At 65.6% G+C, this 16,228-nt stretch carries 11 protein-coding genes; 9 read left to right on the top strand and 2 right to left on the bottom strand.

The features are described 5' to 3' along the window. The 5 genes from benD to EYW47_RS20765 all read left to right on the top strand — a co-directional run bounded on the left by benD (position 1) and on the right by EYW47_RS20765 (position 4,707). Entirely contained in the window at positions 1–771 is a 771-nt protein-coding gene (gene benD / locus EYW47_RS20745) for a benzoate diol dehydrogenase BenD (protein WP_205710115.1), read from the top strand. Positions 772–774: 3 nt separating this feature from the next. Next, positions 775–1,980, top strand: coding sequence for a benzoate/H(+) symporter BenE family transporter (locus EYW47_RS20750; protein ID WP_133196711.1), 1,206 nt, complete (start codon positions 775–777; stop codon positions 1,978–1,980). Positions 1,981–2,122: 142 nt separating this feature from the next. Further along, the gene (locus EYW47_RS20755; protein WP_133196712.1) at positions 2,123–2,575 is read left to right on the top strand and encodes a MarR family winged helix-turn-helix transcriptional regulator; all 453 of its coding nucleotides are present in this window, start codon (positions 2,123–2,125) and stop codon (positions 2,573–2,575) included. Positions 2,576–2,677: 102 nt separating this feature from the next. Next, positions 2,678–3,997 (top strand): M20 family metallopeptidase, encoded by a 1,320-nt coding sequence (locus tag EYW47_RS20760; RefSeq protein WP_133196713.1) that lies wholly within the window; start codon positions 2,678–2,680, stop codon positions 3,995–3,997. 32 nt (positions 3,998–4,029) lie between these two features. Beyond that, the gene (locus EYW47_RS20765; RefSeq protein ID WP_133196800.1) at positions 4,030–4,707 is read left to right on the top strand and encodes a trimeric intracellular cation channel family protein; all 678 of its coding nucleotides are present in this window, start codon (positions 4,030–4,032) and stop codon (positions 4,705–4,707) included. Between the two features lie 80 nt (positions 4,708–4,787). Here EYW47_RS20765 and EYW47_RS20770 read toward each other — a convergent pair whose 3' ends face one another. Continuing rightward, positions 4,788–5,321 carry a cysteine hydrolase family protein gene (locus EYW47_RS20770; RefSeq protein WP_133196714.1) on the bottom strand — a complete coding sequence of 178 codons (534 nt, stop codon included), beginning with the start codon at positions 5,319–5,321 and terminating at the stop codon, positions 4,788–4,790. A 324-nt stretch (positions 5,322–5,645) separates the two neighbouring features. Between EYW47_RS20770 and EYW47_RS20775 the strand changes: the two genes are divergently transcribed. Genes EYW47_RS20775 through EYW47_RS20785 form a run of 3 tightly spaced genes read left to right on the top strand, consistent with a single transcriptional unit; the run spans position 5,646 to position 10,461 of the window. Further along, positions 5,646–6,749, top strand: a complete 1,104-nt coding sequence (locus tag EYW47_RS20775) for a porin (RefSeq protein ID WP_133196715.1) — start codon at positions 5,646–5,648, stop codon at positions 6,747–6,749. Between the two features lie 46 nt (positions 6,750–6,795). Then, a complete protein-coding gene (locus tag EYW47_RS20780) occupies positions 6,796–9,399 on the top strand; it encodes a glucose/quinate/shikimate family membrane-bound PQQ-dependent dehydrogenase (protein ID WP_133196716.1) in 2,604 nt (867 codons plus the stop codon). 51 nt (positions 9,400–9,450) lie between these two features. Next, the gene (locus tag EYW47_RS20785) at positions 9,451–10,461 is read left to right on the top strand and encodes a porin (RefSeq protein ID WP_276322957.1); all 1,011 of its coding nucleotides are present in this window, start codon (positions 9,451–9,453) and stop codon (positions 10,459–10,461) included. Between the two features lie 39 nt (positions 10,462–10,500). Here the strand turns inward: EYW47_RS20785 and EYW47_RS20790 are convergent, their stop codons facing one another. Next, positions 10,501–10,875, bottom strand: coding sequence for a hypothetical protein (locus tag EYW47_RS20790; RefSeq protein ID WP_133196717.1), 375 nt, complete (start codon positions 10,873–10,875; stop codon positions 10,501–10,503). Positions 10,876–11,205: 330 nt separating this feature from the next. Between EYW47_RS20790 and EYW47_RS20795 the strand changes: the two genes are divergently transcribed. Further along, positions 11,206–16,050 carry an NAD-glutamate dehydrogenase gene (locus tag EYW47_RS20795; RefSeq protein WP_133196718.1) on the top strand — a complete coding sequence of 1,615 codons (4,845 nt, stop codon included), beginning with the start codon at positions 11,206–11,208 and terminating at the stop codon, positions 16,048–16,050. Positions 16,051–16,228: the final 178 nt, after the last annotated feature.

Raw genomic sequence — 16,228 nt, forward strand, 5'->3', positions numbered from 1 at the left:
ATGCAACGATTCACAGGCAAGGTCATCGTCGTCACCGGCGCCGCGCAGGGCATTGGCCGTGGCGTGGCGCTGCGTGCGGCCGCCGAGGGCGGCAAGGTGCTGTTTGTCGATCGCGCCGATTTCGTTGCTGAAGTCGCCGCAGAAGCGCAGGGCGCCGACACTGCGGGATTCGTCGCCGATCTGGAGACGTACGAGGGCGCCCAGGCGGCCATGGCGTTCGCCGCCCAGAAGTTTGGCGGCATCGACATTCTGATCAATGGCGTGGGCGGTGCGATTCGCATGCGTCCGTTCGCCGAATTCGAGCCGGCCCAGATCGACGCGGAAATTCGCCGCTCGCTCATGCCCACGCTGTATACGTGTCACGCGGTGCTGCCGCATCTGCTCGCGCGCGGCGGCGGCACCATCGTCAACGTTTCGTCGAATGCCACGCGTGGCATTCGACGCGTCCCGTACTCAGCGGCCAAGGGCGGTGTCAATGCGCTAACGCAGGCGCTGGCGATGGAATACGCGGAGCACAATATTCGTGTGGTCGCCAGCGCGCCGGGCGGCACCAGCGCGCCTGCGCGCCGCGTTCCGCGCAACGCCGCCGGAGACAGCGAGCAGGAAAAGGCATGGATGAACGAAGCGGTGAAGCAAGTCACCGAATCGACGTTCTTCAAGCGCTACGGCACGCTCGACGAGCAGATCGCGCCGATCCTCTTTCTCGCCTCGGACGAGGCCAGCTACATCACCGGCGCAGTATTGCCGGTTGCAGGCGGAGACAACGGCTGACCTATGAACGCATTGCGCCAGTTGGTCAAAGATTGCTCGCTGCCGGCCTTGCTGGCCGGATGTATCGCCACGCTGATCTCGTTCGCCGGGCCGCTCGTCATCGTGTTCCAGGCGGCGCAAGGCTTGCCCCATGCGGTGCTTGAATCATGGGTCTGGTCGATCGCGGTGGGCTCGGGCGTGCTCGGCATCGTGCTGTCGTTGCGCTACAAGGTGCCGGTGGTCATCGCGTGGTCGGCGCCAGGCTCGGCACTGCTGATCACCCTGCTGCCCACGGTGGACTATGCGGCGGCAGTCGGTGCGTATCTCGCGGCAAGTCTCGTGATTTTCCTTGTGGGCATCACCGGAACATTCGACAAGATCGTTTCCAGGCTGCCGGCGGGCATTTCGGCAGCGATGCTCGCGGGCATCCTGTTCGGCTTCACGGCGAAGATGTTCGTTGTGTTGCCCGCGCAACCGGTGCTGGTAGGCGCGATGTTCATTGCCTTCTTTATCGGCCGTCGCGCGTTCCCGCGCTATGCCGTGGTCGGTGTGCTCATTGTGGGGGCGTTGGTCTCGGTTGCGGGCGGCAAGCTCACCGGGCAGGCGCCGTCACTGCAATTCACGAGCCCGGTCTGGACCACGCCGCGCTTCGACTGGCAGGCCATCGTCAACATCTCGCTGCCGTTGGTCGTGGTGGCGCTCACGGGGCAATGGGTGCCGGGCATGGCCGTGATGCGCAACGCAGGCTATGCGAAACCTTCCGCGGGGCCGGTCATTGCGTGGTCGTCCGCGGTGTCCGCCGTGCTCGCGCCGTTTGGCTGCCATGGCCTGAATCTGGCCGCGATCACCGCGGCGATTTGCACGGGCCACGAGGCGCACGAAGATCCTGCAAAGCGCTACGTCGCCGGCGTATCGGGCGGCTTGTTGTATATCGCGCTCGGCGCCGTCGCCGCAACGGTGCTCTCGCTCTTCGCGATGCTGCCACGCGAACTCATTGCCGCGCTTGCCGGCCTTGCCCTGTTCCCGACTATCGCAAGCGCCTTGGCCGCATCGATGGCCGACGTCGGCGAGCGCGACGCCGCGCTGGTCACTTTTATCGTGTCGGCGTCGGGCATGTCGCTGTTCGGTTTGGGCGCGGCCTTTTGGGGGCTGCTGTTCGGCCTCGGCGCGCATGCGCTGCTGCGGTGGAAGTGGTCGCGCCAGATCGGCATGAGCCTCCTGCGCAAATGACGCGAAGCCGCGAGCACGGGGCATCAGACCCCGTACGTCGCCGGATCAATGCCTACGGCAAAAATAGTTGAAATTTTCAACTAAGTAACTATACTCCCATGCGTCGCCGGCCCCTGCCGGCGCACGCCATGGGAGTGCGCGCTTGTCCACGGGTCTCTATTCCGGATTTCTCACCTTCAGGCTCGATCTCGCGAGCGCGCTCCTGAGCGAGCGCGCCAACGCGGTCTACCGCGAGCGCTGGGGCCTCGACGTGCGTGCGCTGCGCGTGCTGCGGCTCGTTTGCGCCGAGACCGGCATCACACCGAAAGCCGTCTCGCAGCGTGCCTTGATCGAAAAAACCCTGCTCTCGAAGACGCTGGCCGAACTGGAGGCGCGCGGGCTGATCGGTCGCGACACGCATGCGCAAGACCGCCGCAGCGTCGCGCTAAGCGGCACGCCCGAAGGGGTCAAGGTGGCGCAGGCAACGGCCAGGGTCGGGGCCGCGCTCGAAGCCGATCTCTCGGCCGCGCTCACGCTCGACGAGCGCAAGACGCTAGACCGCCTGCTGGAAAAGCTTTCCGATAGTCTGCTGGAAAGCGGCACCGGTGCAACCTGACATGACGCTCCCCCAGGCGCGCAAGCCTGTGCGCCGCGCAAGCCGCGCGCTCAACCCACCATTGCCCGCTGTAGCGCACATGCCGGCAACAAGGAGTCACCCATGACCAATCTGGTCGAATCGTTCGCGCCCGACATCGACGCGCTTTTGCCCGAGCTCGAATCGATCTACAAAGATCTGCACGCGCACCCCGAACTCTCGATGCAGGAGTTCCGCACCGCGCAAATCGTCGCCGATTACGTGGAGAAGCTTGGCTTCGAAGTCGCGCGCGAAGTCGGCGTGACCGGCGTGGTGGCGCTGCTGCGCAACGGCGAGGGGCCGGTCGTGATGCTGCGCGCCGACATGGACGCGCTGCCCGTGACCGAGGCAACGGGGCTGCCCTATGCGAGCCAGGTCACCACGAAAGACGAGGACGGCGTAGAGGTGGGCGTCGCGCATGCCTGCGGCCATGACATGCATGTGACCTGGCTGCTGGGCGCCGCGCGTCTCATGGAGGCGCACCGCGACGCCTGGCGCGGCACCCTGATGGCCGTGTTCCAGCCTGGCGAGGAAGTCGGGCGCGGTGCGCGCAGCATGATCGACGATGGCATGATCACGCGCTTTCCGAAGCCCGATGTCATTCTCGGCCAGCACGTGATGGTGGGACCGGCTGGCACGGTGGGGTATCGCAGCGGCACGATCCTCTCGGCTGGCGACAGCCTCAAGGTCAAGCTTTTCGGCCGCGGCTCGCACGGTTCGCAGCCGCAGACCTCGATCGACCCCGTGATCATGGCTGCCTCCACCACGCTGCGCCTGCAGACCATTGTTTCGCGCGAGATCTCGCCGCGCGACAGCGCCGTGCTGACGATCGGCGCCCTGCAGGCGGGCACGAAGGAAAACATCATCCCCGACGACGCCACGCTCAAGCTCAACATGCGCACCTTCGACGAAGACGTGCGCGAATACATGCTCGGTGCGATCCGCCGCATCTGCTGCGCGGAATGCGCGGCCTCGAACGCGCCCCGCGAGCCCGAGTTCACCACGCTCTCGAGCTTTCCGCTCACCGAGAACGACGACGCCACCATCGCGCGCCTGCGCACGGCGTTCGAAGCGTATTTCGGCGAGCGGGCCTACGAAACGCAACCCGCCGCGGCCAGCGAAGACTTCAGCGTGTTCGGGCGCGAATGGGGCGTGCCTTACGCGTTCTGGTTCGTCGGCGGCACCGACCGCGAGGTGTTCGCGCAAGCCCGGGCGGCAAAGAAGATCAACGAGATTCCGAGCAATCACTCCCCGCGGTTCGCGCCCGTCATCGACACGACGCTGCGCACGGGACTCGAGGCGATGCTGTGCGCGGCCGGCGCATGGCTGGGTAGCGAAGGCGAGCTTCAAACCTGCGAACCTGCAAGCGGACGCAAAACCGGACAGGAAAGCGAGGCAGCGTGAGTGCAGCACTGGGCGCGCACGTGAGCGCGCATATGAACGCCCATACGGCGTACACGGTTCTCGATCTGATCGGCACCTTCGCGTTCGCGATCTCGGGCGCCGTGGCGGCGAGGCAGCGGCGGCTGGATCTGTTCGGCATTATCGTGGTGACCTTCATGGTGGCGTGCGGCGGCGGCATCGTGCGCGACGTCAGCATCGGCGCGATTCCGCCTGCGGGACTCTCGAACTGGGCGTATCTGGCAGTGTCGCTGCTCGCGGCGGCGCTCACCATTGCGGCCTATCCGCAGGTCCGGCGGCTGCGCCATCCGGTGCTGTTCTTCGATGCGATCGGGCTCGGGCTCTTCGCGGTGTCCGGCGCGCAGAAGGCGTGGATCTGGACCAACAGCGCGGAGACGGCGATCCTGCTCGGCATGGTGAGCGCGGTCGGCGGCGGCGTGCTGCGCGACATCCTGCTCTCGCGTGTGCCCGCGATTCTCGAGCGCGAGATCTATGCGTCGGCGGCGCTGCTGGGCGCGGCGTTGCAGGTTGGGCTCACCGCGATGGAGTGGTCCTCGTTCTGGACGCCGTGGGTCGCGACATTGGCTTGCGTGGCGCTGCGCCTGGCGTCGTTGCAATTCGGCTGGCGCCTGCCCGTGTTCCATACGCGCGAAGGCGAGAAGCGCCCGCCTGCGCGCGCGGGCTCCACGGACGACCGGCGGGACGCACGGTAGGGCGTTGAACGCCTGCTCAAATTAGACAAAAGCCGCAGGGTGGTGCAGAACGCACCGTCCTCGCCTGGTGCGATCTGTGCTCATGCGCCGAATGCGATGGCTTCGGCAGGCACGGCGTCAATGCGCGGGCCGAAGCTTTCGATGTTCGAGAGCGTCTGGTTGTGATGCTCGCGAATCATGGCCGCCGTAGCGTGATGCTTGTCGTGGGTCGTGTGCGCGTCGGCGGCCAGCGTGACGGCGTAGCCGGCGGCCGCTGCGCGACGCACGGTCGTATCGACGCAAAACTCGCTCGCGTACCCGCAGACAACCACATGCTTCACGCCGTGCCGCTCCAGTATCGGCCCCAACTCCGTGTTCAGGAAGGAATCGGGCGTGCGCTTGCCGACCTTATAGTCCTGCGGCTCCACGCGCAAATCTCCCGATATTGCCCATGCCGCTTCGCCACGCACGAATTCGTTGTCTTCGTGTTGGATGAATACCACCGGCGCCCCCGCTTCCCGGGCACGCTGTGCCAGCGCGTTGATGTTGGCGGTCACCATGGCCGCGTTGCCGGGCAACGGGTCGACGGACACGAGTCCGTGCTGGAAATCGATTACAAGCAGCGCGGTTGTCATGGCAGCGCGAAAAGTGATGAAACGGCGATTCTAGCTTTGTGTGACCGTATTCGCGGCGAATGTGTGCGCATGCACGCCGGTGTTCCTGGCGGGCCGATCGCGACCGCCCCGGCTGCGACCCGCCGGAAAGCACCAGGAAAGCACCATTCTCGATGACGCGCTATATTTTCCAGACGCAGTCTACTTCGGCGGGTCCGCATCGGACGATGCGCACCCGCCAGACGGCCGCGTGGAGCATGCCCAGCGGTACTGGATGAATCGCCCCGTGACGTAGCAAGGCTCGACGGCACGGATACCGAAAGAAGAATCCAACTGGGAGCTGACGTGAAAAAACAACTGGGTGCGTGCGTCCTGGTCGCCGCCAGCACGGCTGTCTCGGCACAATCGAGCGTGACGCTGTACGGCCGTGTCGACGGCGGCATCGAATACCTGAACCACATCGCCAACGGCACGGGCGGCAGCTCGAGCCGATGGAGCGCGGAAGGCGGCGACTGGGGCACCAGCATGCTCGGCTTCAAGGGCAGCGAGGACCTCGGCGGCGGCACCAGCGCGCTGTTCGACCTCGAAACGGCGCTGCAGATCATGAACGGCACTACAGGCGGTGGGCGGCTCTTTTCGCGCCGCGCCTATGTGGGTCTGAAGAATGAGACGTGGGGCCAGTTGCAGGCTGGCCGCAATCTCTTCATCGACAGTGACGGCGTGTGGGAATTCGATCCGTTCGTGCAGCAGGCCGTGTCGTCGGCTTCACTCGTGCGCGGGCGCAACTGGCAGCAGACCAGCAACAACGTCGAGTATCACAGCCCCGTCTGGCACGGCTTCGACGTGCAGGGGCAATATGCCTTCGGCAATCAGCCGGGCGCCTGGAATAGCGGTGCGCCTGGCGAGTTCGGCCGCTCGGACGGCATCATGCTCTCGTATCACTCGTCGCGCTTCGACATGCGCGGCATCTACGACGAGCTGCGCGACCAGAACGGCCGCCTCTCCAACATCTTTACCGCTTCGCGCGAGTATTTCGTGGGCGGCAATTTGCGCGTGGAGAAGTTCAAGATCCAGGCGGCCTATACGCATTACGCGGCGCCCGATTCTCCTGTTGGCGTGGCGGATAGCGCCGACCACTACTGGCTGGGCGCGACCTACCAGGCCACGCAGCGCTGGGCCATGACGGCCGCGGGCTTCTATATTCACGTGGGCGCGGGCGGCGGCGACGCCGCGCACGATCCGTCGAGCCACGCCATGCTGTACGCGCTAGGCACCACCTACAACCTGAGCGCGCGCACGTTTCTCTACGGCACGGTGGCGTACGTGAACAACAGCAAGAACGGCACCTTCTCGGTGTTCGCTACGCCGCGCGATTCGAGCTCGCCCACGAGCCCGATGGCCGGCGAGTCGCAGACCGGGGCGTACATCGGCATGATGCACGTGTTCTGATCGCCAGTGATGAAAGCTGCATCCTCACACAAAGGTTGAGATCATCATGTCCAGACAGTCGGCATCGTCGACATCGCCGGGATTCATCGGCGGCCTCACGCTGGTTTTTACCGCGCTCACCGCGCTCTATCTGCTGATTGGCGGCGCATGGCTGCTCTCGCTCGGCGGCTCCGCGTACTACGTCGTGACCGGCGTCGTGCTGCTCGTCGTGACGTTGCAACTGTACCGGCGCAGTCCCAGCGCGCTCGTGCTCTATGCGCTCGTGCTGGTCGGCACGGCGATCTGGTCGCTCTGGGAGTCGGGGCCCGACTTCTGGGCGCTCGCGCCGCGCTCCGGCGTGCTGGTCGTCTTCGGCGTGTGGCTGCTGCTGCTCGTGAGCTGGCGGCTCCAGGGCGCGAAGCAGCTTGCCGTGAGCGCGCTCCTCGCCGCGCTCGTGATCTGGGCTGGCGTGCTGGCCTACGCGTGCTACCACGATCCGCAGGTGGTGAACGGCACGTTCGGCGCGTCGGCAGGCACGACGCCTGCTGCGAACCCCGACGGTATCGATCCAGCAGACTGGCCCGCCTACGGCCGCACGCAGGAAGGCACGCGCTATTCGCCGCTGCAGCAGATCACGCCGGAAAACGTGAAGAACCTGCAGGTCGCATGGACCTTCCGCACCGGCGACACGAAAGGCCCGAACGATCCGGTCGAGATCACCAATGAAGTCACGCCGCTCAAGATCGGCAATCTGCTTTATCTGTGCTCGCCGCACCAGAAGCTCTTCGCGCTCGACGCGCAGACGGGCGAGCTCAAGTGGAAGTTCGATCCGAAGCTGCAGGCCGATCCGTCGTTTCAGCACGTGACTTGCCGCGGTGTGTCGTATATCGATCTTTCGGCCAATGCGGCGTCGGCAGAGCCCGCCGCGGCCGCGAGCGATGTTGCAGGTGCAGCCTCGGATGTGGGCGCTGCCGCATCGGATGCCGCCGCCGCGCCCTATACGCAGGCCGCCGCGCCTGCCAGCGACACGGCCGCATCTTCCATGCAGGCCGGCGCGCCCGCCAGCGACGCAGACGCATCTTCCATGCAGCCCGGCGCGCCCTCGAGCGGCGCGACGTCGGCGGCGCCAGCCGCGACATCGGCGAGCGGTGCCTGCACGCGCCGCATCCTGCTGCCTGTGAACGACGGTCACCTCTACGCACTCGACGCGATCACGGGCGAGCGCTGCGCGGGCTTCGGCAACAACGGCGACCTCGACCTGCAGCACGCCATGCCGGTCACTACGGCGGGCATGTACGAGCCCACCTCGCCGCCAGTCGTCACGAACACGGTGATCATCGTGGCGGGCGCGGTCGAGGACAACTTCTCGACGCGTGAGCCCTCGGGCGTGATCCGCGGCTTCGACGTGCGCACGGGCAAACTGCTCTGGGTGTTCGATACGGGCGCTGAAGATCCGAACAAGATCCCGGGCCCGGGCGAGCACTACACGTGGAATTCACCGAACTCGTGGGCGCCCGGCGCTTACGACGCGAAGCTCGACATCGTTTATCTGCCGATGGGCGTGAAGACGCCGGACATCTGGGGCGGCGACCGCACGCCGCTCATGGAGCGCTACGCGAGCGGGATCCTTGCGCTGCATGCCTCTACGGGCAAGCTCGCGTGGTTCTACCAGACCGCGCACCATGACCTGTGGGACATGGACATGCCCTCGCAGCCGACACTCGCCGACATCACCGACAAGGACGGCAACACCGTGCCGGTCGTGTACGGCCCCGCGAAGACGGGCAACCTGTTCGTGCTCGACCGCCGCACCGGCGCGCTCGTCGTGCCCGCGCCCGAAATGCCGGTGCCGCAAGGCGCGGCGCCCGGCGACCACGTCTCGCCGACGCAGCCGTTCTCCGAGCTCACGTTCCGCCCGAAGAATCTGCTCACCGACGCCGACATGTGGGGCGCCACGATGTACGACCAGCTCGTGTGCCGCGTAATGTTCCACAAGCTGCGCTACGAAGGCACGTTCACGCCGCCTTCGCTGCAAGGCTCGCTCGTGTTCCCGGGCAACCTCGGCATGTTCGAGTGGGGCGGCATTGCCATCGACACGGACCGCCAGATCGCCATCGCCAATCCGATCGCGCTGCCGTTCGTCTCGCGGCTGATTCCGCGCGGCCCTGGCAACCCCATGGAGCCAGTGCCGGGCGCCAAGGGCAGCGGCACGGAATCTGGCATCCAGCCGCAATACGGCGTGCCCTACGGCGTGACGCTTAATCCGTTCCTCTCGCCGTTCGGGCTGCCGTGCAAGCAGCCGGCTTGGGGCTATATGGCCGCGATCGATCTGAAGACCAACGAAATCGTGTGGAAGAAGCGCATTGGCACGGTGCACGACAGCTCCCCGGTCCCGCTGCCGTTCAAGATGGGCATGCCGATGCTGGGCGGCCCGATCGTGACAGCCGGCGGCGTGGCGTTCATTGGCGCGACGGCCGACAACTATATCCGCGCGTTCGACGTGAACACGGGCAAGGAAATCTGGCGCGCCCGTTTGCCCGCGGGCGGACAGGCCACACCGATGAGCTATTCGGTCAACGGCCGGCAGTACGTCGTAATTGCCGCTGGCGGACATGGCTCGTTCGGCACGAAGCTCGGCGACTACGTGATCGCCTACGCGTTGCCGCAGTAACGCGTGCGTTTTTTTGCCCGCTCATGTGGATGCAGTGCGCCGCAAGGCGCACTGGTCAAGCTCATCGCGTTCATCGCGCTGGCGGCGCGCGCCATGAGCGCGCATGCGCAAAGCGCCGTCACGCTTTACGGCACACTCGACACGAGCATCGAAGTCACCAACCCTGGCGCGGGCTACGTCGCCCGCATGGATTCGGGCGCGTACCGCGGTTCGCGCATGGGCTTGCTCGGCGCCGAAGACATCGGCAACGGCGTGAAGATCCTGTTCGACCTTGAAAACGGTTTCGGCTCGAACGACGGCACATACGCCGTGAGCAATACGATCTTCAACCGCCAGGCCTGGATCGGCGTGGGTACGGCTTACGGCACGCTGCGCGTGGGCCGCCAGTACTCGCCTATCTATATCCCGTTCAAGGGCGGGCTCGACGCGTTCGGTGCGGGCACCATCGCTTCGGGGCTCGACAATCTCTCGAAGATCACGCCGTACGAGAGCAACGCAATCACCTACCTGTCGCCCGAATTCCACGGCTTCTCGACAACGCTCATGACCTCGCTGCGCGACGCGAGCAATGCTGACGGCAACGGCATCGCAGGCAACATCGAGACCTTTGCGTATAGCAGCGGCCCGTTCCGCATTTCATACGCGCACCAGCAAACGCACGGCAACGGCGCGCTGCGCGCGAATCTCGGCGGCGTTTCGTACGTGTACGGCCCGGTCACGGGCTTTCTCTCGTTCTTCAACGGCGACGGCGGCACGCCGCGCTATCACAACGACGGCGTGTCGGTCTCGGCGCGCTATGCGGTGAGCGCGCGCTTTCGCGCGTCGCTCGGCTACACGTATATGCGCGACCGCTCGGGCGGCGACAACAACGCCGACCAGTTCAGCGCGGCCTGCGAGTACGACCTCTCCACACGCGTGCTGCTGTATGCGAGCGCAGGCTGGCTGCGCAATCGCGGGCAAGGCGAAATGACCCTGCGCGGCGTGAACGTGACCGGCCTCACGCCATCATGGCCGGGCGCGACGGTGCGAGGCGTGCAGCTCGGGATGATCGACCGGTTCTAGGCTACGGACCTGGCGGGCCGCCTGGCGAGTGCCGGGCCATCATGCCCACCCAATCCATGCGTGTGACGAGGCGGGCGGGGCGCCGTTTGCCTCGCCCAGATCGAACGAGAAATTGAGTCCGATGGCGGGCCGCCTGTGCCCATAGCCACCATCGAAAAAAGGCATCACGCGTGGAGGCGATGCTTTCCCGGTGGTGGGCTCGAGTTGGGGGACGGCGACGTTGTCGATCCTGGCGCTGTCGAGGACGTTGTGCGCGGCCTTGACCGCGAGGCTCGCGCCGTTGAAAAACGTGCCGCTCAGCGCGCCGCCCGTGGTGCCCACTTGCTGCGCTTGAGCAAGCGAGCAAGCCCATAGCGCCACGCACACCGTCGTCGCATGCAGCGTCACTTTCATCGCATTGCTAACCGAATCCACCGTCTCTCTCCAAAGAACCGGGAAGCTTGCGCTCGGCATCCTCCCGGCAGATTCGACTTTACGGCCGCAGTATACGAATCAATCGGGAGAAGTGAATACATTTCGTACCGCAAATTGTCTTATCCGCGCAACCGTGATTCGACCCCGGAAAACGCAACAACGGGAGCGATGAGCGAACCGCAAGCGCGGCGCTGAGAATGTTGCAGTGCAGGACGCCATGCCATGCAGCAACGCGGCAACCTGCACATGCAACCCCCTTTTTGTCACCTGCCCGGTGCATAATGGACCTCCCGCCGATGCAGTCCATGGCCGTCCTTCCAGGAGTCCGCCATGCAAGTGAGAAACGAGGAATTCGTCACCCATCTGCTTTCCGACGTCGTGGAATTCGCGCGTGCGCGATTACCCGAGCCCACCTTCCAGATCGTCGAACCCTTTCTGCGGCATTACTACGACTTTGTCGATGCCGAGGACCTGCGCAGCCGCAGCATCGCTGATCTCTACGGCGCCGCCATGGCGCACTGGCAGACGGCGCAGCGCTTCGTCCCGGGCGCCGAGCGCATGCGGGTCTACAACCCGATCCTCGAGCAGCACGGCTGGCATTCGGACCATACCGTGATCGAGATCGTCAACGACGACATGCCGTTTCTTGTCGATTCGGTCTCCATGGCCGTCAACAAGCTCGGCCTCGCGCTGCATTCGGTCATGCACCCGGTGTTCCGCCTCTGGCGCGGCCAGGACGGCGCCATCGTGCGCACGGACGTGGGCGGTGTGGGTGCCGATGAAGGGCAGTCGCAACTCGCCTCGTTCATTCATTTCGAGGTCGACCGCTGCGGCGATGCAGCAAAACTCGAGGAGCTGCGCGCCGCTATCGCCAGGGTGCTCGGCGACGTGCGCGCGTCGGTCGAAGACTGGCCGAAGATCGTCGAGGTGGCGCGCGGCACGATCAAGACCATGAAGGCGCGCGAGAGTAGTGCGGAAGACGTTGAGTCGCGCGCGTTCCTCGAATGGATGGTGGCCGACCATTTCACGTTCCTTGGCCAGCGCGACTACGCGCTCGTCGAGCACGGCGATGGTTTCGCCCTGCGCGGCGTGGAGGGCTCCGGCCTTGGCATCCTGCGCGAGTCGCTGCGCGCGCCCGGCACGCCCGACGTCACGCCGCTGCCGAGCGCCGCAACCGAGATCATCACCGGTGCGTGGCCCATCTTTCTGACCAAGGCGAATTCGCGCGCGACCGTGCATCGTCCAGGCTATCTCGACTACGTGGGCGTGAAGCTCGTGGGGCCGGACGGCAAAGTGTGCGGCGAGCGACGCTTCGTCGGGCTCTATACCTCCACGGCCTATATGGTCTCGAGCTCGGAGATCCCCATCGTGCGCCGCAAGTGCGCGAATATCGTGCGGCGCGCGGGCTTCCTGCCCAAGGGGCATCTCGGCAAGTCGCTCGTGACGGTGCTCGAAACCTGGCCGCGCGACGAACTCTTCCAGGCCGACGAAAACGAGCTCTTCGACATGGCCATGGGCGTGCTGCGTTTGCAGGAGCATCAACGCACGCGCGTGTTCGTGCGTCGCGACCGCTTCGACCGCTTCGTGTCCTGCCTCGTGTACGTTTCGCGCGACAAGTACAACACGGACATGCGCCGCCGCATTGCAAATCTGCTCACGGAGGCCTTCGCTGGCGAGTCGGTGGAATTCACGCCGCTCCTATCCGAGTCGGCCCTCGCGCGCATTCATTTCGTTGTCCATGCGAAAACGGGTGCGATGCCCGATGTCGACACGCGCGAGCTGGAGGCGCGGCTCGTGCAGGTCACGCGGCGCTGGCAGGACGATCTCGCCGATGCCTTGCTCGACGCGTTTGGCGAAGAGCAGGGCACGCGGCTCCTGCATCGCTACGCCGACTCGTTTCCCGCGGGCTATCGAGACGATTATCCGGCGCGCACGGCGGTGCGCGACATCGAGCTCATCGAGCGCGTGCAGGGCACGCGGCGCATCGCGATGAATCTCTACCGGCCTATCGAAGCCGGACCGCGCGCGTTCCGCTTCAAGGTGTATTGCACGGGTGAAGCCATTGCCTTGTCGCGCAGCCTGCCGATGCTCGAGCATCTCGGCGTGCGCGTGGACGAAGAGCGGCCGTACGTCATCGAGGCGCCGGGCTGCGAGAGCGCGTGGGTGCACGACTTCGGCCTCGAACTCGCCGACGACGCGGAGTTCGACATCGAACGCGTGAAGGACCTGTTCGAAGACGCATTCGAAGCCGTGTGGAGCGCGCGCATCGAAAACGACGACTTCAACCGCCTCGTGCTGCGCGCGTATCTGGGCGCGCGCGAAGTCACCATCCTGCGTGCGTACGCGAAGTACCTGCGCCAGGTGGGCTCGACGTTCAGCGACGCCTATATCGAGCGCGCCCTGACCGGCAACCCGGCCATCGCGCGCCAGTTCGTCGAGCTGTTTCTCATTCGCTTCGACCCGGCCGTGGGCGAGCTGGGCGAGGGGCGCGAGGCGCGCACGGAGCGCGCGCTCAAGGCCATCGAAAGCGCGCTCGACCAGGTGCCCAATCTCGACGAAGACCGCATTCTCCGGCAATTCCTCGGCGTCATCAACGCGACGCAGCGCACGAACTATTTCCGGCGCGATGCCGATGGCGCGCTGCTCCCGTCGCTGTCGTTCAAGTTCAACCCGGCGAAAGTGCCGGGGCTGCCCGAGCCCAAGCCGATGTTCGAAATCTGGGTCTACTCGCCGCGCGTGGAAGGCGTGCACCTGCGCGGCGGGCGCGTCGCGCGCGGTGGGCTGCGCTGGTCCGACCGGCGCGAGGACTTCCGCACCGAAGTGCTCGGCCTCATGAAGGCGCAGATGGTGAAGAACGTGGTGATCGTGCCGGTGGGCTCGAAGGGCGGCTTCGTGGTGAAGAATCCGCCGCCGCCCACCGATCGCGAAACGTGGATGCGCGAAGGCATTGCGTGCTACCAGACTTTCCTGCGCGGCCTGCTCGACCTCACCGACAACCTCGTGAACAACGTGATCGTGCCGCCGCCCGACGTGGTGCGCCACGACCCCGACGACCCGTATCTGGTGGTGGCAGCGGACAAGGGCACGGCCACCTTCTCCGATTACGCGAACGCGATCTCGAGCGAATACGGCTTCTGGCTCGACGACGCCTTTGCCTCGGGTGGCTCGGTGGGCTACGACCACAAGAAGATGGCGATCACCGCGCGCGGCGCCTGGGAGTCGGTCAAGCGGCACTTCCGCGAGATGGGCGTCGACACGCAGGCGACCGACTTCACCGTGGTTGGCGTCGGCGACATGTCGGGCGACGTGTTCGGCAACGGCATGCTGCTTTCGCCGCATATCAAGCTGGTTGCCGCATTCGATCATCGGCACATCTTTCTCGATCCGAACCCCGACCCGGCCACGAGCTTCGCCGAACGCAGCCGGCTCTTCGCGCTCGAGCGCTCGAGCTGGGCCGACTACGACCCCGCAGCCATTTCGGCGGGCGGCGGCGTGTTCCCGCGCACGGTGAAGACGATCCCGCTTTCACCCGCCGTACAGAGTGCGCTCGGCATCGAAGCGGCCGCACTCACGCCCAACGAATTGATCCGCGCGATTTTGTTGGCGCCGGTCGATCTGCTCTACAACGGCGGCATCGGCACCTATGTGAAAGCCGCGCACGAGACCAATGCGCAGGTTGGCGACAAAGCGAGCGATGCCGTGCGTGTCAACGGTGCCGACCTGCGCTGCAAGGTGGTGGGCGAGGGCGGCAACCTGGGCGTCACGCAATTCGGCCGCATCGAGTTCGCGCAGCGCGGCGGACGCATCAATACCGACGCCATCGACAATTCAGCGGGCGTCGACTGTTCGGATCACGAAGTCAACATCAAGATCTTGCTGGGCCTCGTGGTGGCCGACGGCGAGATGACGATGAAACAGCGCAACACGCTGCTCGCCGACATGACGGACGAAGTCGGGCTGCTCGTGCTGAGCGACAACTACTACCAGACCCAGGCGCTCTCGATCGCGGGCCGCTACAGCGCGGAGCTGCTCGACGCGGAGACGCGGCTCTTGCGTTGGCTCGAACGCGCCGGCCGCCTGAACCGCGCGATCGAGTTCTTGCCGACCGACGAGGAAATCGCGGAGCGCCAGAGCGCGAAGCTCGGCCTCACGTCGCCTGAGCGCGCGGTGCTGCTCGCCTACAGCAAGATGTGGCTCTACGATGCCTTGCTCGAATCGGACGTGCCGGAAGACCCGCTTGTCGCGCATTTGCTGATCGACTACTTTCCGAAGCCGCTGCAGCAGCGCTTCAGCGAGCCGATGCAGCGCCATCCGCTGCGCCGCGAGATCCTTGCGACGCATTTGACGAACGCGCTGGTGAACCGTGTGGGCTGCGCGTTCGTGCATCGTCTGATGGAGGAAACGGACGCGCAACCCGGCGATATCGTGCGCGCCTGCATCATGGCGCGCGACGTGTTCGACCTGAACGATGTGTGGCGCGACATCGACGCGCTCGACAACCGCGTGCCCGACGACGTGCAGGCGCGCATGTTCGTCGACGTCGCGCGCCTGCTCGAGCGCGCGGCGCTCTGGTTCCTGCGGCACCTGCAGGCGGGTGCCGTGGACGACGGCGGCACGCTGCTCGCGCGTTGCCGCGACGCGGCACAGCGGCTCGCGCCGCAACTGCCGGCATTGCTGCCCGCCGCCGATCTCGAAGCGTTGTCGGCGCGTCAGGCCGAGCTCGTGAACGCCGGCGTGGAAAGCGCGTTGGCCGTGCGCGTGGCGAGTGGGGAGACTTCCATCGCACTGCTTGATATTGCCGATGTGGCTGCCGCCTGCGATCGTCCGCTCGAGCACGTGGCGGCCGCGTATTTCGCGCTGGACACGCGTCTGAATTACGGCTGGATCGGCGAGCGCGCGGCGGCGTTGCCCACACCGACGCATTGGGACACGATGGCGCGTGCGGCGGCGCTTGCGGAGGTCGCGCGCCTCAAGCGTGCGCTCACGACCAACGCACTCGCGCAGGCACCCGACACGGACGATGCGCAAGCGCTCGTGGATGCCTGGTGCGAGCAGCACGAGGCTGCGCTCGAGCGCTACGGACGCCTGCTCGCGGAGTTTCGCGCGACGAGCGGCGTGAGCCTTTCGGTGCTGCTGGTGATCGTAAGGGCGATGGCGGCGCTCGAGCGGCCTTGAGGCGTAGGGCGTCATACGGGAGCCGCTGTGCCAATGCGGTTCCCGTGCCTGCCCGGCGCGTGGGAATACGCGGCGTCAATAGAAAAATACGATTCGAGCGGGATGAATGGGCTTAATCCGAATGCCCAATTTATGTATAAATACTTTAAATAATAAATAAAATTTTCATTTTTCAATG

Source organism: Paraburkholderia silviterrae (assembly GCF_004353915.1).
Classification (GTDB): domain Bacteria; phylum Pseudomonadota; class Gammaproteobacteria; order Burkholderiales; family Burkholderiaceae; genus Paraburkholderia; species Paraburkholderia silviterrae.